This is a genomic window from Microbacterium sp. 11MF (assembly GCF_000383475.1).
Classification (GTDB): domain Bacteria; phylum Actinomycetota; class Actinomycetes; order Actinomycetales; family Microbacteriaceae; genus Microbacterium; species Microbacterium aquilitoris.
The window spans coordinates 877,423-897,384 of the sequence record NZ_KB911460.1 but is presented as its reverse complement, the minus strand read 5'-3'; the positions used below and the strand labels follow the sequence as shown (position 1 = coordinate 897,384).

Sequence of the window (19,962 nt, the reverse complement as noted above, 5' to 3'; positions counted from 1 at the left end):
CGACCCGGCGCCTCGAGCCGTCGACAGCGCGGGAGCGTTACGGTTGCGGAATGCTCCGCCTCGTCGCCCGGGTCTATTGGACATTCAGCAGATGGACGCTCGCAACTGAGCCCGCGCCGACCCGATCTACCGTCGTCCTCGGGGCGCCGCACACCTCCAACTGGGACTTCGTGCTCATGCTGGCGATCGCGTGGCGCCTGAAGATGCGCTTCCGCTGGCTGGGCAAAGAGAGCCTCTTTCGCGGCTGGCGCGGCCCACTGATGCGCTCGATCGGCGGCATCCCGGTCGACAGAGCGAACCCCACCGGGGTGGTCGACGCTCTCGTCCGCCGCATCCGTGACGGCGAGGTCTTCGGCCTCGTGGTGACGCCCGAAGGCACGCGCGGCGGCGTCGAACACTGGAAGTCGGGCTTCTACCGCATCGCCCGAGAGGCCGACCTTGGCGTCACGCTCGGATACGTGGATCGCTCGACCATGACAACCGGACTGGGGCCGACGCTCACGCTCACCGGCGACGTCGGCGCGGACATGGATGCCATTCGCACGTTCTACTCCGACAAGTCGGGGCTGCGTCCTGCTCGACGCGTCGAGCCTCGCTTGCGCGAAGAGGACGAGCCTCGGCCGGCAGCCTCGGCTTAGCCGCACCAAAATTCGGCGACAAGAGGTCCTACTCTTCCGTCTCCGCTGCGGCCGATGTCACATACCAATCGGTGAACGACCTCGCGCGGCCGTCATCCGTCAAGCGAATGACCATGAGGTTGTCGTAGCGCCGACTCTTCGTCGTTGCGCCCGGGTAGCTGGTCCGGCCGCGGATGATCGCGATGTCGCCGTCGACCGCCGTGAGCTCATGCTCGAATGACCACGTGCCGGGCTCATCCTTCTGACCGAGCCAACCCGCGAGGATGGCGTCGTGGCCGATCCATGGCTCGGTCGAGGGGCCGTCGCGGTACTCCGCGTCTGGCGTGAACAGAGACCGGATGTCGTCCGGGTCGTTGGTCCCCCACGCACGGACGTATCGGCCGATCCAGTCGTTGGCGGCTACCGCCGCTGCCTCGCGATCCCACATGGCCTCAGGCTCGCTGACGCGTGCGGCGAGCGCAAGGTGCGTCGTCGCGCCACAAACATCGGCTAACGAACTCCCCCACACCCATCGCCCGCGCGGTCAGACCGACCGCGTCAGTAGTACACCGCCAGCCGCCCCCGCGGACCGTCGACCACATCGACCGGCGTATCGAAGATCCCCGTCAAGACATCCCCGCGGATGATCTCGTCAGGCGTCCCGAACGCAGCAACGCACCCGTCCTTCATGGCGCACACCCGATCCGCGTAGTGACCGGCGAAGTTGATGTCGTGCAGCACGACGACGATCGTGCGACCCAGCTCGCGCGCGGCGCGCTGCAGGTGGCTCATCATCTGCACGGCGTGCTGGATGTCGAGGTTGTTGAGCGGCTCATCGAGCAACACGTACTCCGTGTCCTGTGCGAGCACCATCGCCACGTAGGCGCGCTGACGCTGCCCGCCCGACAGCTCGTCGAGGTACCGACCCTCGAGCCCGTCCAGGCCGAGGAAGTCGATGGACCGGTCGATGATCCGCTCGTCGTCGACCGTGAGGCGGCCCTGCGAATGCGGATACCGACCGAAACCGACCAGCTGCCGCACCGTCAGACGAGTGACGAAATGGTTCTCCTGCCGAAGGATCGCGACGACCTTCGCGAGCTCCCGCGACTTCACCGCCGCGACGTCGTGTCCCCCGACCGAAATCGACCCGGCGTCGGCGGGCAGCAGACGGCCGATCATCGTCAACAGCGTGGACTTGCCGGCGCCGTTCGGCCCGATGAGCGCGGTGATGCCGCCCGCGGGCAGGTCGAGGGTCACGGGGCCGATCGCGACCTGGGTGCTGTAGCGCTTCTCGACGGCGGTGAGAGAGATCACAGGCGTCCCTTTCGGAGCAGGTGGATGAGGAAGAGCGTGCCGCCGACGATCTCGACGATGACACCGACCGACCCGGCGGCGTAGAAGACGTGCTTGAGCACGACGTAGGCACCGCCGAGCACGACGAAGCCGACGAGCGCGGCGAGCGCAAACATCCGGCGATGGTCGAACGTGTCGGCCAGTTGGTACGTGAGCATCGCGACAAGGAAGCCGAAGAAGGTCATCGGCCCGATCAGCGACGTCGAGACCGCCATGAGGATCGACACGAGCAGCAGCGCCAGGATCGAGTCGCGCCGCTGTGACGACCCGAGACTCAGGGCGACCTCGCGTCCCAGCCCGAGCACATTGAGACGGCCGCCTCCCCACACCATGAGTCCCGCCGCGACGACGACGAACGGGATCGCGATCGGCAGGTGCGTGCCGTCGGCGTTTGCGACGCTGCCGATGAGCCGCGCGGTGAGCAGGTCGAACTCGGTGGGCGTCAGCATCCGTTGAAGGAACGTCGAGAACGCGGCCAGCGCTCCGCCCAGGATGATGCCGACCAGCAGCATGATCTGCACGTTCGCGTAGCGGCCGGAGAGCAGCCAGCCGTAGAGAACACCCGAGAACGCGAGCATCGCGAGGATCTGCAGGAGATATGGCCCCGCGCCCTGGACGAGCAGCGCGCCGGCCGCACCGAAGAAGAAGATCGCGGCGGTCGAGATCGCCGTGTAGAGCGACTCGAAGCCCATGATCGAGGGCGTGACGATCCGGTTGCCGGTCACGGTCTGGAAGGTGATGGTCGCGATCCCCTGGCAGACGGCGACGATCGCGATGACGACGACGCTCGTGACCCGCAGCTGAGCAATCCGCCAGAAGCCGGCGCTGCCCGCGGGTGCGGGGTTGTCCCAGGCGAGGATGCCGACGGCCACCACGACGGCGAGGACGATGAGCACCGCGACGGTGAGCGCGTACCGCCGAGCGCGCAGGGCGGTCGGGAAGGCGCCCGACAGCGCGACGGAATCAGCCACGACGACGCTGCCGGAGGAGAAGGGTGATGAAGACGACAGCCCCGATCATGGCGAGGATGAGCGAGACGGGCACCTCGAAGGGTGCGTTCACGATGCGGGCGAGGATGTCGCACACGGTGACCAGTGCGATGCCGCCGAGCGCCACCCACGGCAGGTTCGAGCGCAGATCGTCGCCCCGGATGAGCGACACGACATTCGGGACGATGAGCCCGAGGAACGGCAGATTGCCCACGACGACGGTGACGACACCGGCCGCCAGGGCGATCAGCACCGTGCCGATGAGGACCACCCGCGAATAGTCGACGCCGACATTCGTCGCGACGTCGCGCCCGAGCCCGGCGATCGTGAAGCGGTCCGCCGTGATGAACACGGCGACCACGACGAGCAGGACGATCCACAGCGGCTCGTACTGCCCCCGCAGCACCGAGGTGAACGACCCGGTGAACCAGGCCGCCATGCTCTGCAGGAGGTTCGTCGACAGCGCGATGAAGGTCGACACCGCGCCGACGACGGCGCCGAGCATCATGCCGACGATCGGGACGATGATCGATGAGGTCAGCATGACGCGACGCAGGAAGAGGAAGAAGAGCATCGTGCCGACGAAGGCCATGCCGACCGCGCCGACCATCCGCACCATCAGCGGCGCGTCGGGGAAGACGAGCATGACGAGGAGAAGACCCAGGCCCGCCCATTCGGTAGTGCCGGTCGTGGTCGGCTCGACGAACCGGTTCTGCGTCAGCTGCTGCATGACGAGGCCGCACATGGCCAGCGCCGCTCCCGCGAGGACGAGTCCGACCGTCCGCGGGATCCGGGTGATCGCGAACATCTCCGCGCCGTCGTCCGTGCCGATCACGTCGTAGACGCCGACGAAGAGCGACAGGACCACCAGCCCCCCGACGACGGCGATGCCGCCGACGAGGGGCCAGGTGAGCAGGCGCCCGCGGGAGCGTCGGCTGACCGCGGGCGCCGAGAGGGTGTCGGTCATCGACCTTCGAGGGCGTCAGCCAGGTCGCTGAAGAACTGGGTGTACGTCTCGATACCCTCATTCAGGTAGGTGCCCTGCGGCATGTAGACGACGTTGCCCTCCTTCACGGCGGTCACGTTCTGCAGCGCCTCGGAGTCGCTGATCAGGTCGTTGGCGGGCGTGTACGCCTCGTCGGTGTTGACGCTGACCGCGGCATCCCGATCCATCACGAGGATCCAGTCCGGGTTCGACGATGCGACCGCCTCGACCGAGATGTCATCGCCCTGGTGGTCGGTCGAACCCTCGGAGTCGAGCGCCGGGGTGAGCCCGAGGATGTCGTACACCGGCCCGAGGGTGCGACCGGTCGTCGGCGCGGCGTAGTTGATCTCGCCGCCCGAGGTGATGACGCCCATCACCGTCTCGCTCTTGTCGTACGCGGCCTTCGCGCGCTCGATCGCGGCGTCGAAGTCGTTGACGAGGGCTGCCGCTTCGTCCTGCTTTCCGAAGATCTCGCCGAGCGCGGTGACCTGGCGCTTCAGCTCCGCGTCGAGCGGCTCGCCGTCGCGCGGGTCGAGCTCGACGATCGCGGCGTCCGGGACGAGTGTCGTGAAGTCGCCGTAGTACGTCGAGAAGCGCTGACCGTTGACGATGAGGTCGGGGTCGGCGGCGACGACGGCTTCGAGATCGGGCTCGCGGTGGTTGCCGAGGTTGGCGACGTCGGGGTCGTCCTTGAACGACAGCCCGGCCGGGAAGATGTCGAGCGGCGCGCCGACGACGTCGACGCCCCAGGCGTCGAGCATCGCGATCGTGCGGTTGTCGGTCGCCACGACGCGCTTCGGCGGGGTCGTGACGGTCTGCTCACCGTGGTTGTCCTCCACCGTGACGGTCGTTGCGTCCGCCTCGGCGGCGGGCTCTGCGTCGGCGGTCGTGCCCGCGCATCCGGCGAGGATGACGGCCGCGAGCGCGACGAGCGGGGTGGCGGTGAGGGGACGGATGCTGCGCATGTGACTGCTCCTGTCGTCGGAGGCGCGGGCGCGTATCAGCGCGCTGGCGCGTCCGTTCGGAAGGGGATGCCGGGCGATCGCCGGTGCTACTTAGGCTAGCCTTACCTATGTGAGCTTCGTCAAATCCGCCTCCTCCTTCCGTCTCGAGCGGCAGCCGCTCGACCTGACATTCCGGCGAGCGACGCTCAGCGCGCGGACCTGGGAGACCTCGACGTACGTGCGCGTGCGGCTCGAGGGCGACGACCTGCGGGGCTTCACGTCGCTCGGCAGCGACGACCACATGCGCCTGTTCTTCACCGGTGAGACCACCGAGGAGCTCGATGCCATCCGTCAGTCCCCGAGCCGGGAGTACACCCCGCTCGCATGGGATGCCGAGGCGGGCTGGCTCGAGGTCGAGTTCGCCGTCCACGGCGACGCCGGGATCGCCGCCCCGTGGGCCGCGACCGCGCCGCTGGGCTCGGTCATCGGCGTCGGCGGCCCTCGCGGGTCGATGGTGATCGCCGGTCGTCCCGACTCCTGGTTCCTGGCCGGCGACGAGACCGCCGTCCCGGCGATCCGGCGCTTCACGGCGCACATGGATCAGGAGGCGACCGGTCGCATCCTGATCGAGGTCGCCGATGCGGCACACGAGCTGACGATCGCGGCTCCGGCCGGCGTGACCGTCGCGTTCGTCCACCGGGGCGGTGCGTTCCCGGGGACTGTGCTGGCGGCCGCCCTCGACGACCTTTCGGCGTCCGATCGGCCGGACGGCGACCTTCTCGGGTTCGTCGCGGCCGAGCAGGGGATCGTCAAGACAGGGCGGCGCCTGCTGCTCGATCGGTGGGGCGTGGCATCCGATCAGGTCGTCGTGAAGGGCTACTGGAAGTCCGGCGAAGCCGAGTACCACGCACCGCACTGAGGTGCGATCGGTGGCCCGGGTAGGGGGCTCGCTGCCCAGGCACCGACCGCACGCGGCGGAACGTTACATGCGACCGAACGTCGCGTCGATGTCGGCCATCTCCATGGCGGCCGTCGCTTCGATCAGCGCCCGAAGCTCCTCGTCGGCTCCCGGCGAGAACTCTTCCGGACGCTCCGGGGAGATGGTCATGGGTGAACCTGCCGGCGCCTGCTCACTGGCATCCAGCTGCGTTCCGTCGTTCGACGGCGACGCCCCCTGGAAGATACGGCCGGCTTCGGACTGGTTGCCCAGGTCGAACGAGTACTGCTTGCTCTGCAGCCCCAGGTCGACGAGACGCTTGACCTCGGGGAACTGTTGGGCGTTCGTCTTCGGGATCGGGAGCGAGGTGCGCCAGTTGACTCCGAGGGTCTCGAGGGCCTTCGCGTAGGCGTTCTCGTGCGCCTGGTCTCGCACGATGAGGTACGAGATCGTGCTGCGCGCCATCTTGTTGTCCGTCATCTCGTAGAGGCGGCACTTCTGCAGCCGCCCCGTCGACTCCAGCATCAGGTTGTACAGAAGGTCGAGCACGAGGTTGCCGGAGTTGTAGACGTAGCTGCCCATCCAGGGATTGCCGGCTGCGTCGACGGGAAGTGCACCCTGCGCCCCGACCAGATAGTGATGGATGTTGCCGTGGTCGACGGCGATGCTGAGCGGTGTCGCACCGCCCGCGCCGGGTTCGTCGACCGGGTCGGTCGGCTTTCCGTTGTATCGGGGCGACCCATCCAGCAGCCGCGAGATCGTCGTGCCGATGAGCTCGACGTGGCTGATCTCCTCGGTGCCGATGCCCTGAATGAGGTCTTTGTACGGTTTGCCCGCCGGGCCGCGGAAGTTGATGCTCTGGAACAGGTACTGCATCATCGTGCGCATCTCGCCGAACTGTCCGCCGAGACCCTCCTGCAGCGCGTTGGCGGCTGCGGGATCCGGCTCGTCCTGTGCGATTTCATTGATGAACTCTTGAACGTGGAAGTACATGCTTCCTCCGGGGGTTGGGGAGCCCGACGATCCGCCTGTCCCCTCGCCTCACCGCGCCCCTTGCCGACGTGGACGGCACCAGCTACCTTTCGGCCCTGTGGGAATAGGGTCAGCCGACACCGGCGATACGCTCGTGCGTCGCGCGGACGAATGCGGCGTACCCGCCTGGCGTCCGCCCCCAGAAGCGGCCCGAGGTGACCACCTCGTTCTCGTCCGTCGCGACCACCCGTGCCCCGAGCGCTCGCGCCGCGCGGACGAGCTCGACGTCTTCGTGCTGGTCGAGGTCACCGAACTGCCCCGCCGCGAGGTACACGTCGGCACGCAACCCGAGGTTCGCGCCGTGGACGTTGCCCACCGGACGGCCGCGCGGATGCGTCTCGAGCCAGTGCTCCGCGTGCTCGGCGGTGAGGTCGGCGAAGTCTGGGCGGACGGTGCCGAGAACGACATCCGCACCCGCGGTGCGCAGAGCCAGCTGGTGAGTCAGCCACGTGACAGGGACGACAGAGTCCCCATCCGTCGTGCTGATCCAGACGTCGGCAGACGGTGAAACCAGCTCCGTGACGGCTGCCGCCACGCCACGGCGGCGAGCCGTCCCCACGTTCCGCGCGTCGATGCTGATCGTTCGCACCGGCCATGACCGCGCGATCCGGGCCGAGGCATCCGTGCAGGCATCGAGGACGACGACCGTCGAGATCCGCACTCCCGGGTGCGTCCGCCGGGTGTGCTCGATGGCTGCGGTGAGCGCGGTGAGGCAGCCGTCGAGGAGCTCGGCTTCATTGTGCACGGGAACGACGATCGCCACTGCCGGAACACCGACCGCCGTCATTCGACGAGCCCCGTCTCCGCGGCGACCGACCGGGCGCCCTCGAACCCGTAGACCTCGAGCACGAAGTCCTCCTCCTCGTGCTGAACCAGGCGGACGAACCCGTCGGCTGCACGAAGCGCCGCGTGCACGTCGTCTCCGGACTGCGGGTACTCCGTGACCGGATGCCGCCAGTGACACGCGATGAGGTGGCCACCGGCATCCATCGCACGTCGAATCCGGTCGATGGCGACGGTTAAATCGGCGGGGCTCCAGTAGTAGCCGACCTCCGAGAGGACGACGAGGTCGAACGTGCCGGCGGGCCACTCCCCCGGCAGCTCGAGACGGTCGAGGCGAACACCCTCTCGGTCCCCGAGGCGACGGCGTGCGATCTCGAGCGGAGCGTCCGCGATGTCGACCGCACGTACCGCGTCGCATCTGTCGGCGAGAAGCTCGGTAAACACGCCCGTCGAGCACCCCAGTTCGAGCGCCGACGCATACCGGGCACGCGGCAGGCTCGCCAGGGCGATGCTGCGCTTGCGCTGCTCGTACCAGCGCGACTCGAAACCCCACGGATCATCGCCGTTGCGGCGGTAGAAGTCGTTGAAGAACCCCTCCGCGAGGCTGGGGCCGGCCGGTCGGACGAAGACCTCGAACGGCCGGTCGAAATGCGCCTGCATCCCTTCGTGGAGCATCACCTCGTCGCCAGGCGCCGGCGACAGCGCAGCGATCTGACTGCGATGGTGGTGCATGGCGGCACGCTTGAGATCCGCCGTCGGCTCGTCGAGGAGCACGACCTCGAGGTCTCCCCAGGGCGCCTCGTCCGGTGAACCCCAGTGCCACAGCCAGATCGGATACTCGCGCCAAGAGACGCCGAGGTCAGCGCACACCTCGGCGGTCACCTCAGCCGCGACACGATGATCGCGGTGCCCGTCGCCCACCCACGGGACGACGACGAGGTGCGTGCCGCTTCCGCCGAGAACCGCGCCGAGCGCGGTCGCGATCGCCTCGCGATGGTCATCCGTCCCGCCGTCCGGAAGGCCGAGGAAGTGAAGATCGATCGACGGGCCGAGTTGGTGGAGCGCTTCGGCCACCTCCTGCCGTCGCATCGCGGCGAGTTCGACAGGGGTATGCGTCGGGGACTCAGGATGCGAGCCTTCACCGTCGGTCGCGATGAGAACCGTGATCCTCGCACCGCGACGAGCTGTGCGAGCCATGAGCCCTGCAGCACCGAGCGTCTCGTCATCGGGGTGGGCCGCGACGACAACGAGATGCCCGAAGGTCTCATCCAGCGTCCGTAGCGCGCGGTCAGCGAACGCTCGGTGCCACAGCGCTTCGTCTGTTCCCGGGTCGCGGTGACTGAAACTCACCATGCGCCTCTCCCCTCTGCGATGTCGGCGCCGATCCGAGCCAGGTCTCGTTCCCCGTGGTGCTGACGCAAATAGATCTCGAGGTCGGACACGCGCCGGCCGTGAGCCTCGTCGGCTACAAGGGGCAGCGGTCCGAGAGCGCGAGCGGATTCGGCGAGCGTCGTCTCGACCGCGTCGGCGACGATCGCCCGGACGCGCGCGGCAAGGGTGGCGGGGTGGGATGCCTGGGGCAGCCCGTTCATCTCTCGTGCCGCGGAGCGGAGGGCGAGCCTGGCTGCCCAGAGCGCGGCATCCACCCGTCCGAGGTGGACCCGCGATAGCTGGTCAGCGCCGTCGCGTCGGGCGGCGTCGACCAGGGCATCCCTCAGCGGAAGGGCGCCACCCCACCAGCACGCGGCCACCCCGATGCCGCCCGTCGCGAACCCGGGTCGGCGCAGGTACCAGCCGGGCTCGCCGACAGGCACGGCTGGAGCTGCGGCGAAGTCCACCGGCGCGCTCACGACCTGCTGAAGTCCGCGCGCGTGCCACGGTCCGGTGTGCGGCGTGACGTCGGGGGTCCGCAGAGCGACGGCGAACAGGCGACGCTCGTCGCCGACCCACGCAGTGACGAGCGCATGACTCAGGTGCTGTGCAAGCGAACACCATGGTTTCGTTCCCGTCAGTCGCCACCCCGTTCCATCGTCCCGGGCCTCGAGCCGCATCCCCGCGCCTTCGGCGGCGAACACGCCCCACGAGGATTCTGGGCCCGCCTGGATCGAGGCGAGGTCGAGGGCGTAGCCGTCGCGACCCGCCTGATCGAGGATGTCGATCGCATCGAGGTGGGGTTCGAGGATGCGGGCGGCACCCACATCCCGGCAGGCGACCGCGGCGAGGAACGACCAGTCGTCGATGAGCGATCGCTGGTCGCCGCGTGTGTCACCGACGCGAACAGTCCACGCGAGGGTCGCGGCAACGTCCGCCCCGAATCCATCGATCCGGTCGGCCTCCTCGAGTGAGGCGGCGGCCGCGCCACCGATCCGCCCGTCGCCTATGGACACTGTCGATAAGTCTCTCCGCACGTCGGTCACCCTCGGAGTGTCCCCTCAACCCACGCCAACAGGCAGAGGCTTGCCACTCCCTAATCTCTCGGATAGCACCCCGTAACCGCAGCCCGGAATCTGGCGCCCCATGACGTCGACCCGGTAGACAGACGTCGTGACCTCATCCCTCCGCGTCCCCGGTCCCCGCGTGAGCGGTGCAGTACTCATCGTCATCGGTGTCGGCGGAGGAATCGGTCCGGGCTGGCTTATCGCGCGTGCGCCGTGGTCGCTCCTCGCGGCTGCACTCCTCACCCTCTCGACGATCGCCATGACCGTCGGCGTGCTGTGGACGATGCGGCCGAACTGGGACGACAAGAGGTGGCCACCGACCGGCCGCGACCTCCCGCCCGACGTCCGACTCCGGCGGGCCTTCCGGATCCTCGGCATCATCCTCCTGACGCCGACCCCGATCATCGTGGCCCTGCTCTCATGGATGATCGTCGAGGGATCGGCGATGTGGAACGAGATGCTCCTGCTCGCCCTTCCTGCTGCCGGCTACGCCGCGATGGGCGTGTGGGTCCTCCGACGTTCCCGATTCGACGCGGCCTACGCGGCCTCGTCGGGCACCGCTGATCGACGACCTACGCGAATCGGCCCGCAGCGCAGCGACGACGCGTGGCAGGTCGTCTGCGGGCCGTTGAAAGGGACGTTCCCGAGCACGGTCACGGTCCCGATCGTGGTGATGGCGGTGATCGCGTCGTTCCAGCTGCTGCGCATCGCAGACGAGTTCCCCTGGGGAGGAGTCGTCTGGGCAGCAGTGGTCGCGATCGGCCTCATCTGCTGGCTGCTGTTCGTCCGCCGTCAGCGTCGGCCGCTCGAGGTCCTTCCGGCCCAAGAGCAGATCCGCTTCCGCGGGCGCACCCTGCGATGGTCCGAGGTGACTCGAGCGGAGCTGTCCGCAGACCCGCCGTGGAAGGGAGCTCCGCGCACGCTGATCCTCAGCATCGGGGGCGACTCGCCCCACCGCGGACGCGTCGTCCTCCGCCGGAAGGGCTGTCTCGAGCTCAGCGACGACGAGACGAAGCTGCTGGCACGCATCATCGACGCCTCGGCCATCGACCTGCCCCACGACAAAGATGACCCGCGCGGCAGATTCTCACGTCAGCTCTACCCCAACAACCTCACCAGGGCGGAGGCTGCTGCTGTGGTCGCCGATCCCCCGGGTGCTGATGTGGGCCTGCCGATCTCGGCACCTGTGTGACATCGCCCACTCGCCAGTGGCGTGGCCCATTGACGCCGCACTTGTATTTTGCAAGTATCGCGACATGACCCTCTTCATCACCTGCCCGGTCGCGGACGTCGCCCGGGCCACCGCCTTCTACACCGGCATCGGGTGGACCCTCAACGCCGAGATGTCCGACGACAACGTCTCGTGCTTCGCCATCTCCCCCGACCAGTACGTCATGCTCGGAAGTCGCGAGATGTACGCGAGCGTCGGCGGCGTGGAGGAACTCATCGGCGGCCCCGACACCCCCTCGAAAGTCACGGTCTCGTTCGATATGAACAGCCGTGAGGAGGTAGACGCACTTCTCGAGCGGGCGAAAGCCGCGGGGGCGCGGATCGGCGACACCGACGACTACCCCTTCATGTACCAACGGCAGTTCGACGACCTCGACGGTTACCACTACTCGCCGTTCTGGATGAAGCCGGACGCCGACCAGGCCTCGTGAGCGAGCTCGCCGCAGCCCTGGAGGTCGTCGGGGCGCGCTGGGCTCTCCTCATCGTGGAGCAGCTCCTCGAGGGGCCGCAGCGATACGGCGACCTGCAGCGCCAGCTCGGCGTTCCGACGAACATGCTTGCGACGCGGCTGAAGGAACTGGAGGCGGCCGGAGTGCTGCGGAGACTGCCGCTCAAGCACAACACCCGGGCGTACGTCCTCACCGACCGGGGACTGGAGCTCGCTGACGCGATCACGGCGCTCGGGCGATGGGGTGCCGAGCTGCCGCAGGTCGAGTAAGTGCTCAGCCCCCGATGGCGTTCATCCCGCGCGCGGGCTGCAGGAACGACGGGTCGTTGATCGCGTGGCCGGGCAGCTTCCCCAGCACGCACGCGTGCAGAGTCTCGGCGATGACGCGCTGACGATCCGCCCGGGTGGCGGAGGTAGGCATCCCGCGCACAGCGCTCGTGACGTCGTACTCGGTCAGCGAGAAGAGGCAGTTGCGGAACTGACCGTCGGCGGTCAGGCGCAGTCGATCGCACGCTCCGCAGAAGGGCGCGGTCACCGAGGCGATGACGCCGACCTCGTGGGGTCCGCCGTCGATCCGCCACTTTTCCGCGGGGGCGCCGCCGCGGCCGGGAACCGGCTCGAGCGTCCACCGCTCCGACAGCGCCTCGAGGATCTCTTCGCGCGTCACCATCGCACTGCGGTCCCAGGTGTGTCCGGAATCCAGCGGCATCTGCTCGATGAACCGCAACTGCGCCCCGACCTCCATCGCGAAGGCGACCAAGTCGGCGAGCTGGTCGTCGTTCACGCCGCGCATCGCGACAGCGTTCAGCTTTAAGGGCTTCAGATCGGATGCCGCAGCTGCCGCGATCCCTTCGAGCACGTCGTCGAGCCGGTCACGACGCGTGAGCGCCGCGAAGCGCTCGCGGTCGATCGTGTCGATGCTGATGTTCAGCCGCGTCAGACCCGCGTCGATCAGGTCGGGCAGCACCTCGGCGAGCCGGATGCCGTTCGTCGTCATCGCGACCTCGACCGGCCCGTCGGGTCCAGAGATCGCGGCGACGCGACGCACCACGTCGACGATGTCGGTGCGCAGCAGCGGCTCGCCGCCGGTGAGCCGGAAGGTGCGGATGCCGAGGCCCGCCGCCACCTCCGCGATCTCGACGATCTCATCCGTCGTCAGGATGCTCGTGCGCGCCAGCCACTCGTTGCCCTGCTCGGGCATGCAGTACGTACACCGCAGGGAGCAGCGGTCGGTGAGCGAGATCCGCAGGTCGCGGTGGACGCGTCCGTGGGTGTCGACGAGGCCGACGGCCGGATCGGGAAGGGCAGCGGAATCGGACGGCATCTGCGGCGCTCGACCCAGCGAAATCGGGACGGCGGTCACCGCTGCATCCCCCATCGCCGTCTCATCTTCCGAGCCTAATCGGCGAGGGCTGGGACAGGGCTGGTTAGCGGCGCCAATATGCGGGCTGCGTCGCCGTCGCTGACCTTCCGACGTCCGCAACCGGCCTGACGACTACCGATCGTTGACGATGAGAACGAACGTGATCGCTCCGACCAGGATCGCGACGCTGAGGGCGAGCGCCACCCAGACGGTGACCGAGCGTGCGCGAGATAGACGCGGACCACGCAAACCGACGAATCCTCCCGCTGTCGCGAGCACCGCCCAACCCCCGAGGCCCGCAATCCCCATCCCGATGCCGATTGCCCGTTCGGTGTCGTCGGAATCCGAGAGCTGCGGGACGACGAGGCCACCCTCCCAATGAATGCCCGTCGCGCCGAGCATGAGAACACCGAACAGGCCGAGGACGACGCCAGCGAGAGCGAGCGAGACACTCCCGACGATGCGCACGGCCCCATCCTGCCGGAACGATCCGCGACGACCGATCAGCTGACTGCCGCGAGGACGATCGGGTCCTCGCACCCTCTTGCGAAGCCCTGGATGCGCCGGTCCATGTCGCGCTTCAGCACGATGGCACCGATCCGCTCGGCGAGCGGAGCCAACCACCGGGGGCGACACGCGAAGTTGTACCGCCAGACGGCGAGGGTACTGCCGGGGTCGCCCGCGACCGGGGTGAACTTCCATCCGCCGGCGAGACGCTCGAAGAACCACGACCCCTTCGTCATCTTCATACCGACGTTCGACGGCGGGTTGAACGAGACGTACTCGCTTTCCATCCGGAAGCCGAAGCGCTGCACGGTGTAGGTTCGCACGCCCTTCGCCGGAACGTCCGCGCCACCGAGGAAGTACTGACGCCGGATGAACGGGTCCCATCGCTTGCGCGTCTCGCCCGTGGTCTGCGAGACAGCGAACGCGACCTCCACCCCGACCGGCACGACGCAGCGGGATTCGATGACGGGCATGGACTCATCGTGGCAGGCCCGCGCCCGCGCCGCGTCGTCAGCCCAGCGGCACGAACCGCACCCGCGACGGGTCGACGTGCAGCCACACCGTGTCGCCCGACGACCACGCCGCACCGGGCTCGGCGGCATCGACCACACCGGCCGTCGTATGCACCCGGACCCCGAGAAGCGTCGGCTCGACGCGGACCACCTCCGCGCGCCACGCGTTGGCCCCGGGCCCGTCGACGATCCGCACGTCGCGCGGCCGGAACACGGCGGCGAGCGCGACGCCGTCTGCCACGGCGAGCGCCGCATCCGCGCTCGTCAGCACGCGGCCCGCGGCATCCGTCCACCCACCACGGGCCGCGATGCCCGGCATCCGATTCATGTCTGCGACCGATGCGACGAAGGCGGATGCCGGAGCCGCCAGCACCTGCCGCACCGGACCGCTCTGCACCAGGGCGCCCGCCTCGATCACGAACAGCCTCTCGGCCAGCGCGACCGCGTCGCCGGCGTCGTGCGTCACGGCGACGGTCGTCACCCCGCCGAGCTGCTCCCGCAGCATCCCGCGGATCTCGGACGCGGTCACGGGATCGAGCGCGACCAGCGGCTCGTCGAGCAACACCACCCGCGGCGACGCCGCCAGCGCCCGCGCGATCGCGACGCGCTGCTGCTCTCCCCCCGACAGTTCGCGCGGCATGCGTGACCCCAGCCCGCCCAGGCCGACCCGGTCGAGCCAGGCGTCGGCGTCGGCACGGGCCTGCGCGGCGGGTGTGCCGGCGGCACGCGGCCCGAAGGCGACGTTCTCGCGCGCGTTCAGGTGCGGGAAGAGGCGCGGGTCCTGACCGAGCAGCACGACTCCGCGCTGCATCGGCGGCGTGTGCACCCGGGGTGCGGCCACGCGCTCCACGGTCCGTCCTGCCACGACGACCTCGCCCCCGTCCAGCGGCACGAGCCCGGCGAGCGCGTCGAGCAGCGTCGACTTGCCGGCTCCGCTCGGACCCATGATGGCGACGGTCTCGCCCGCCGCCGCGTCGAGCGCGACGTCCACGCGAAAGCGCGGCCGGTCGACGACGACGTGCGCCCGCAGCCCGCTCATCGTGCGGCCCCCGGTCGCCAGCCGCGCACCAGCATCAGGACGAGGACGGCGGTCGCCAGCAGCAAGAGCGCGAGGGCGACCGCGGTGCCCTGCGTCACGCCGGCTCCGTTGAACGCCGTGTAGATCGCGAGCGGCATCGTCTGCGTGACACCGGGGCGGTTGCCGGCGAACAGGGCTGTCGCACCGAACTCGCCGATCGCCCGCGCGAAGCACAGCACGACACCTGCGACGATGCCGGGGGCAGCCAGCGGCAGCGTGATACGCCGGAGGATTGTCCAGCGCCCCGCTCCCAGCGCGGCGGCGGTCCGCTCGAAGTCCACTCCGGTCGACCGCACCGCACCCTCGACGGCGAGGACGAGGAACGGCAGCGCGACGAATGTCTGGGCGACAACGACCGCCGGCGTGGTGAACGACAGGCCCCATCCGCCCAGCCAGCCCTGACGACCGAACAGGTACAGCAGCGCGATCCCGCCGACCATCGGCGGCAGCACGAGCGGAACGGTCACCGCGGCACGCAGCACTGCCGCCAGCCGCGGACCCGAGCGGGCGATCAGCAGCGCCAACGGCACACCGATCACGATGCACGCCGCGGTCGCCGCCGCTCCGGTGCCGAACGACAGCCCGAGGGCCTCGAGCGCCGCGGGCGAGGTCACGTCGGCGACGAACGTCGACCATTCCACCCGTGCGATGAGAGCCAGCAACGGCAGGATGAGGAAGGCGATCCCGACGAGCGCGGGGAACGCGAGGCTCCGCGGAACGTACCCCCGCCCGGAACTCACGGCGCCCCGAAGCCGCGGCTCGCGAGGATCTTCTGCCCGGCCTCAGACCGCACGAACGCGACGAAAGCCGCAGCCGCGTCGGGATTCGCGGCATCCTTCAGCGCGGCGATCGGATACCTGTTGACGACCTCGTCTGCCCCTTCGGGCACCACGGACGCGACGTCGCTCCGCCCGACGACGTCGGTCGCGTACACGAGACCCGCATCGGCCTCGCCCGCCGCCACCTTCGTCAGCACCGCCGTGACGTTCTGCTCGAGGCTCGCGGCGTCGACGGTCACGTCCGCCGCAGTGAGCAGCTTCGCGGATGCCGCGCCGCACGGCACCTCGGGCGCGCACAGCACCGTGACGACATCCGCCAGGTCGGCGAGCGTCGAGACCTTCTTCGGGTTGCCCGCCGGTACGGCGATCACGAGCGTGTTCGAGGCGAACACCGCGGGGTCGAGCGCGAACTCCGACACCTTCGCCATCGTGGCCTCGTCGGCCGAGGCGAACACGTCCGCCGGTGCCCCCTCGGCGATCTGGGTCGCGAGCGTCGACGATCCGTCGTAGACCGGACTGATGGCCACCCCGGGATGGTCCGCCGTGAACGCCTCGTCGATCTCGTCGAACGAACCCTTCAGGGATGCTGCGGCGTAAACCGTCAACGACCCACCGATCTCATCGCCCGAGGCCGGCGGCGACGCAGACGGCGCGGGTGCCGCGCACCCGGTGAGCAACAGCGCGAGAGCACCGAGGGCGAGCGGGCGAAGCAGGGACCGTCGCACGTCACTCCCCCGCCAGGTCAACGACGACGTTCGTCGCTTTGACCGAGGCCCGGGCGAGGGTGCCGACCTCGAGCTCCAGCTCGCGCACCGCCTCGGCGGACAGGAGGGAGACGACACGGTGCGAACCGGACTGGATGTCGACCTGGGCCATGACGCCGTCGACCTGCACGCGCGTCACGATCCCGACGAAGCTGTTGCGGGCGCTGGAGCGGTGCTCGTAGCCGTCGCCCGGGTCGTTCGCCATCGAGACGGCGAAGGCGGCGAGCGCCTCGCCGGGGATCTCGGCGGGCACGGCGTCGGTCACCGGGAGCAGCCCCTGGTCGATCCAACGCCGCACCGAATCGTCGCTCACGCCCAGAAGGCGGGCGGCTCGCGCCACACGGTAGGTCGTCATGCGTCAATCATGCCGCATACGCGGTTGTCAGAGGTGTAACGAGCCGTATCTGCGGTTTCCTTACCTGCAGCGAATCCGATCCCGCGGCATCCGGACCCCCGTAAACTCGGGACATGCGCCCCCTGGTCGATCCCGTGTCCGAGTTGGATCCCGACGAGCGCAGGCGGACCGCGCGCCACACCGTGCTGAAGGGCATCGGCGACGAGGGGCAGCGACGTCTCGCGAACACGCGCGTCGCCGTCGTCGGCGCCGGCGGCATCGGGTCGCCCGCGATCCTGGCCCTCGCCGCCGCGGGCGTCGGTGCCATCACCGTCATCGACGACGACACCGTCGAGCTCCACAACCTGCAGCGCCAGATCGCGCACCGCATCGAGGACATCGGCGTCCACAAGACCGAGAGCACCGTGCGCGCCGTCGCGGCACTGTCGCCCGTCACCGTCGTCACTCCGGTCACCGCTCGCCTCGATGACGACAACGCGCAGGAGTTCTTCGCGGGTGCCGACATCGTGATCGACACGAGCGACTCGTTCGCCACGCGTCGCGCCGTCGCGGCCGCCACCGAGGCGATGGGGCTCCCTCTCGTATGGGGAGCCGTCCGCGAGTGGCACGCGCAGATCACGGTCTTCTGGTCGCGGCCGCCGGAGGGCGATCCGGTCGTTCTCAACGATCTCTTCGCCGTCGGCACCGAGGGCGACCCGCCCACCTGCGCGCAGGTCGGCGTGCTCGGTGCCCTGTGCGTGCAGGTCGGCGGCATCCTCGCCACCGAAGTGGTGAAGCTCGCGATCGGCGTCGGCACGCCGCTGCTCGGTCGCATGCTCGTCCTCGACGCGCTCTCGAGCCGTCAGCACGAGATCCCGCTGCGGTCGGCCGCAACGGCTGCGGCGGCGAGCGCATGAGCGGGCTCCGCAGCGTCGAGGAACAGCTCGCGCGCGTCCTGGCCGCGGTCCGAACGCTTCCCACCGAGGTCGTCCCCGTCGGGACATCTGCCGGCCGCACGCTTGCGGCACCGGCCGTCGCCGCGCACGACATCCCCCTCTTCGACAACTCCGCGATGGACGGCTTCGCCGTGCGCGCCGCGGACGTGGCGTCGGCCGGGCCGGGGCATCCCGTCTCACTGCGAGTCGTCGCGGACCTTCCTGCCGGGGTGTCAGACGACCCGACACTCTCGGAGGGCGAGGCGGCCCGGATCATGACGGGATCGCCCACGCCCACCGACGCGGACGCGATCGTGCCGTTCGAGAACACCGACGGCGGGCTCGCCGACTCGCTCGACATCGTCGAGGTGCTCGAGGCTCCCGCCGCGGGCGCGTTCATCCGTCGCCGCGGCGCGGACCTGCACGCCGGTGACGTCGTCATCACCGCCGGCGAGCGCATGGGACCGTTCCAGGTCGCTGCCGCCGTCGCCGCCGGCATCGACCAGGTGACGGTCGTCCGCGCGCCTCGCGTCGCGATCGTCTCGACCGGCAGCGAGCTGATCGGCCCGGGCGAGCCCGTGCGCCGCGGACTCATCCCCGACTCGAACGGACCGCTCCTCGAGAATCTCGTCCCCGCGTCCGATGCCGAGATCGTGATGGTCGCCCGCGTCCCGGACGACGGCGACGCGGTCGCAGAGGCCACCGCCGCTTCGCGCGCCGCGGGGGCGGACGTCATCATCTTCACCGGCGGTGTCAGCGCGGGAGCCTACGAGCCCGTGCGCGCCGCCTTCGACGGCCACGGCGAGGTCGAGTTCGCCAAGGTCTCGATGCAGCCCGGCAAGCCCCAGGCCTTCGGCACAGTTGGTGACGGATGCCTCGTGTTCGGCCTTCCCGGCAACCCGGTCAGCGTCGCCGTGTCGTTCGAGGTCTTCGTGCGCCCCGCACTCCTCGCCCTGCAGGGCCGGTCGGTCATCCACCGCGCCCACATGACCATGACCGCGGCGGAGGCGTGGACCACTCCGCCCGGACGACGGCAGTACCTGCCGGCCGTCGTCGACCTCGCGGCGCAGACCGTGCGCCCCGCGACGGCGGGCGGCTCGGGCTCGCACCTGGCCGGCGGGCTGGCACAGGCATCCGCGTTCGCGATCGTCCCCGCCGAAGTCGCGAGCGTCGCCGTCGGCGACGTCGTAGATGTCATGCTGGTCTGATGAGCTTCCCCCACCTCGACTCGGCCGGCCGGGCGCACATGGTCGACGTCACGGCGAAGGCCCCCACGGTCCGAACGGCCACCGCTCGCGGGTTCGTCCGGTGCAGCGCCGAGGTCGTCGCAGCCCTCCGCGACGGCACCGCCCCCAAGGGCGACGTGCTGGCTGTCGCGCGCATCGCCGGCATCCAGGCGGCGAAGTCGACGGCGACGCTCCTGCCTCTCGCTCACGTGATCGGTGTGCACCGGGCATCCGTCGAGCTCGACATCATCGATGACGGCGTCGAGATCGAGGCCACCGTGGGAACCGCGGACCGCACCGGCGTCGAGATGGAGGCCATCACCGCGGTGTCGGTCACCGCGCTCGCCGTCGTCGACATGATCAAGGGCGTCGATCGCGCCGTGGTGATCGAGAACGTCCGCATCGTCGCGAAGTCGGGCGGACGCTCGGGCGACTGGGTACGCCCCGGAGAAGAGGATCGCTCATGACGCTCGTCCGCTATTTCGCCGCCGCCGCCGAGGCCGCCGGGACCGAGAGCGAGGAGCGGCCCGAGGCGACGCTCGCCGAGCTCCGCACCGCGATCCTCGACGAGCACCCTCAGCTGTGGTTCGTACTGCCCGACTGCGCCGTACTCGTCGACGGCGTGCGCACCGACGGCGACACCCCGCTCGCGGATGCGCGCATGATCGACGTACTGCCGCCCTTCGCCGGCGGCTGATCAGAGGCTGA

25 protein-coding genes are annotated in these 19,962 nt (G+C 69.6%); 9 read left to right on the top strand and 16 right to left on the bottom strand.

The features are described from left to right. Positions 1-50: 50 nt before the first annotated feature. Positions 51-638, top strand: coding sequence for a 1-acyl-sn-glycerol-3-phosphate acyltransferase (locus H286_RS0111315; protein ID WP_020098252.1), 588 nt, complete (start codon positions 51-53; stop codon positions 636-638). A gap of 28 nt (positions 639-666) precedes the next feature. On the opposite strand, the gene H286_RS0111310 is transcribed toward H286_RS0111315, so the two are convergent. From H286_RS0111310 to H286_RS0111290, 5 genes are all read right to left on the bottom strand, one after another. Then, a complete protein-coding gene (locus H286_RS0111310; RefSeq protein WP_018187120.1) occupies positions 667-1,065 on the bottom strand; it encodes a nuclear transport factor 2 family protein in 399 nt (132 codons plus the stop codon). 110 nt (positions 1,066-1,175) lie between these two features. Further along, on the bottom strand, positions 1,176-1,931 hold the full coding sequence (locus H286_RS0111305; RefSeq protein WP_018187119.1) for an iron ABC transporter ATP-binding protein: 756 nt from the start codon (positions 1,929-1,931) through the stop codon (positions 1,176-1,178). Next, positions 1,928-2,941: an iron chelate uptake ABC transporter family permease subunit gene (locus tag H286_RS0111300; protein WP_018187118.1), complete on the bottom strand. Its 1,014-nt coding sequence runs from the start codon at positions 2,939-2,941 to the stop codon at positions 1,928-1,930. Before H286_RS0111300 ends, H286_RS0111305 begins: the two co-directional genes overlap by 4 nt. Then, positions 2,934-3,926 carry an ABC transporter permease gene (locus H286_RS0111295; RefSeq protein ID WP_018187117.1) on the bottom strand — a complete coding sequence of 331 codons (993 nt, stop codon included), beginning with the start codon at positions 3,924-3,926 and terminating at the stop codon, positions 2,934-2,936. The genes H286_RS0111300 and H286_RS0111295 overlap by 8 nt, the downstream gene beginning before the upstream one ends. Then, a complete protein-coding gene (locus H286_RS0111290; RefSeq protein WP_020098251.1) occupies positions 3,923-4,909 on the bottom strand; it encodes a siderophore ABC transporter substrate-binding protein in 987 nt (328 codons plus the stop codon). Before H286_RS0111290 ends, H286_RS0111295 begins: the two co-directional genes overlap by 4 nt. A 109-nt stretch (positions 4,910-5,018) precedes the next feature. On the opposite strand from H286_RS0111290, the gene H286_RS0111285 reads away from it, so the two are divergent. Then, a complete protein-coding gene (locus H286_RS0111285) occupies positions 5,019-5,807 on the top strand; it encodes a siderophore-interacting protein (protein ID WP_020098250.1) in 789 nt (262 codons plus the stop codon). A gap of 63 nt (positions 5,808-5,870) precedes the next feature. On the opposite strand, the gene H286_RS0111280 is transcribed toward H286_RS0111285, so the two are convergent. The 4 genes from H286_RS0111280 to H286_RS0111265 form a co-directional block, all read right to left on the bottom strand. Beyond that, positions 5,871-6,818 carry a manganese catalase family protein gene (locus tag H286_RS0111280; protein ID WP_020098249.1) on the bottom strand — a complete coding sequence of 316 codons (948 nt, stop codon included), beginning with the start codon at positions 6,816-6,818 and terminating at the stop codon, positions 5,871-5,873. A 109-nt stretch (positions 6,819-6,927) separates the two neighbouring features. Continuing rightward, positions 6,928-7,644: a glycosyltransferase gene (locus H286_RS0111275; RefSeq protein ID WP_020098248.1), complete on the bottom strand. Its 717-nt coding sequence runs from the start codon at positions 7,642-7,644 to the stop codon at positions 6,928-6,930. After that, entirely contained in the window at positions 7,641-8,993 is a 1,353-nt protein-coding gene (locus tag H286_RS14605; RefSeq protein ID WP_028497497.1) for a PIG-L family deacetylase, read from the bottom strand. Before H286_RS14605 ends, H286_RS0111275 begins: the two co-directional genes overlap by 4 nt. Beyond that, the gene (locus tag H286_RS0111265; protein WP_020098245.1) at positions 8,987-10,027 is read right to left on the bottom strand and encodes a hypothetical protein; all 1,041 of its coding nucleotides are present in this window, start codon (positions 10,025-10,027) and stop codon (positions 8,987-8,989) included. The genes H286_RS14605 and H286_RS0111265 overlap by 7 nt, the downstream gene beginning before the upstream one ends. A gap of 157 nt (positions 10,028-10,184) precedes the next feature. Here H286_RS0111265 and H286_RS0111260 point away from each other — a divergent pair, with 157 nt between their 5' ends. From H286_RS0111260 to H286_RS0111250, 3 genes are all read left to right on the top strand, one after another. Then, complete coding sequence (locus H286_RS0111260; RefSeq protein WP_020098244.1) at positions 10,185-11,270, top strand: hypothetical protein; 1,086 nt, start codon at positions 10,185-10,187, stop codon at positions 11,268-11,270. A 64-nt stretch (positions 11,271-11,334) separates the two neighbouring features. Then, entirely contained in the window at positions 11,335-11,739 is a 405-nt protein-coding gene (locus H286_RS0111255) for a VOC family protein (RefSeq protein WP_020098243.1), read from the top strand. Then, positions 11,736-12,026 (top strand): winged helix-turn-helix transcriptional regulator, encoded by a 291-nt coding sequence (locus tag H286_RS0111250; RefSeq protein ID WP_020098242.1) that lies wholly within the window; start codon positions 11,736-11,738, stop codon positions 12,024-12,026. The genes H286_RS0111255 and H286_RS0111250 overlap by 4 nt, the downstream gene beginning before the upstream one ends. Positions 12,027-12,030: 4 nt before the next feature. Here H286_RS0111250 and moaA read toward each other — a convergent pair whose 3' ends face one another. From moaA to H286_RS0111215, 7 genes are all read right to left on the bottom strand, one after another. Continuing rightward, positions 12,031-13,134: a GTP 3',8-cyclase MoaA gene (moaA, locus tag H286_RS0111245; protein WP_020098241.1), complete on the bottom strand. Its 1,104-nt coding sequence runs from the start codon at positions 13,132-13,134 to the stop codon at positions 12,031-12,033. Between the two features lie 117 nt (positions 13,135-13,251). After that, a complete protein-coding gene (locus H286_RS0111240; protein ID WP_020098240.1) occupies positions 13,252-13,587 on the bottom strand; it encodes a hypothetical protein in 336 nt (111 codons plus the stop codon). Positions 13,588-13,622: 35 nt separating this feature from the next. Then, on the bottom strand, positions 13,623-14,099 hold the full coding sequence (locus H286_RS0111235; protein WP_020098239.1) for an SRPBCC family protein: 477 nt from the start codon (positions 14,097-14,099) through the stop codon (positions 13,623-13,625). Between the two features lie 37 nt (positions 14,100-14,136). Next, positions 14,137-15,177 (bottom strand): ABC transporter ATP-binding protein, encoded by a 1,041-nt coding sequence (locus tag H286_RS0111230; protein WP_020098238.1) that lies wholly within the window; start codon positions 15,175-15,177, stop codon positions 14,137-14,139. Next, entirely contained in the window at positions 15,174-15,956 is a 783-nt protein-coding gene (locus tag H286_RS0111225; RefSeq protein WP_020098237.1) for a molybdate ABC transporter permease subunit, read from the bottom strand. Before H286_RS0111225 ends, H286_RS0111230 begins: the two co-directional genes overlap by 4 nt. Next, a complete protein-coding gene (modA, locus tag H286_RS0111220; protein WP_020098236.1) occupies positions 15,953-16,720 on the bottom strand; it encodes a molybdate ABC transporter substrate-binding protein in 768 nt (255 codons plus the stop codon). Before modA ends, H286_RS0111225 begins: the two co-directional genes overlap by 4 nt. A 1-nt stretch (position 16,721) precedes the next feature. Beyond that, entirely contained in the window at positions 16,722-17,114 is a 393-nt protein-coding gene (locus tag H286_RS0111215) for a TOBE domain-containing protein (RefSeq protein ID WP_020098235.1), read from the bottom strand. A gap of 113 nt (positions 17,115-17,227) precedes the next feature. On the opposite strand from H286_RS0111215, the gene H286_RS0111210 reads away from it, so the two are divergent. Genes H286_RS0111210 through H286_RS0111195 form a run of 4 tightly spaced genes read left to right on the top strand, consistent with a single transcriptional unit; the run spans position 17,228 to position 19,951 of the window. Beyond that, positions 17,228-18,010: a HesA/MoeB/ThiF family protein gene (locus H286_RS0111210; protein ID WP_020098234.1), complete on the top strand. Its 783-nt coding sequence runs from the start codon at positions 17,228-17,230 to the stop codon at positions 18,008-18,010. Continuing rightward, positions 18,007-19,236, top strand: coding sequence for a molybdopterin molybdotransferase MoeA (locus tag H286_RS0111205; RefSeq protein WP_020098233.1), 1,230 nt, complete (start codon positions 18,007-18,009; stop codon positions 19,234-19,236). The genes H286_RS0111210 and H286_RS0111205 overlap by 4 nt, the downstream gene beginning before the upstream one ends. Beyond that, a complete protein-coding gene (gene moaC, locus H286_RS0111200) occupies positions 19,236-19,721 on the top strand; it encodes a cyclic pyranopterin monophosphate synthase MoaC (protein WP_020098232.1) in 486 nt (161 codons plus the stop codon). Before H286_RS0111205 ends, moaC begins: the two co-directional genes overlap by 1 nt. Beyond that, complete coding sequence (locus H286_RS0111195) at positions 19,718-19,951, top strand: MoaD/ThiS family protein (RefSeq protein ID WP_020098231.1); 234 nt, start codon at positions 19,718-19,720, stop codon at positions 19,949-19,951. Before moaC ends, H286_RS0111195 begins: the two co-directional genes overlap by 4 nt. Positions 19,952-19,962 lie beyond the last annotated feature (11 nt).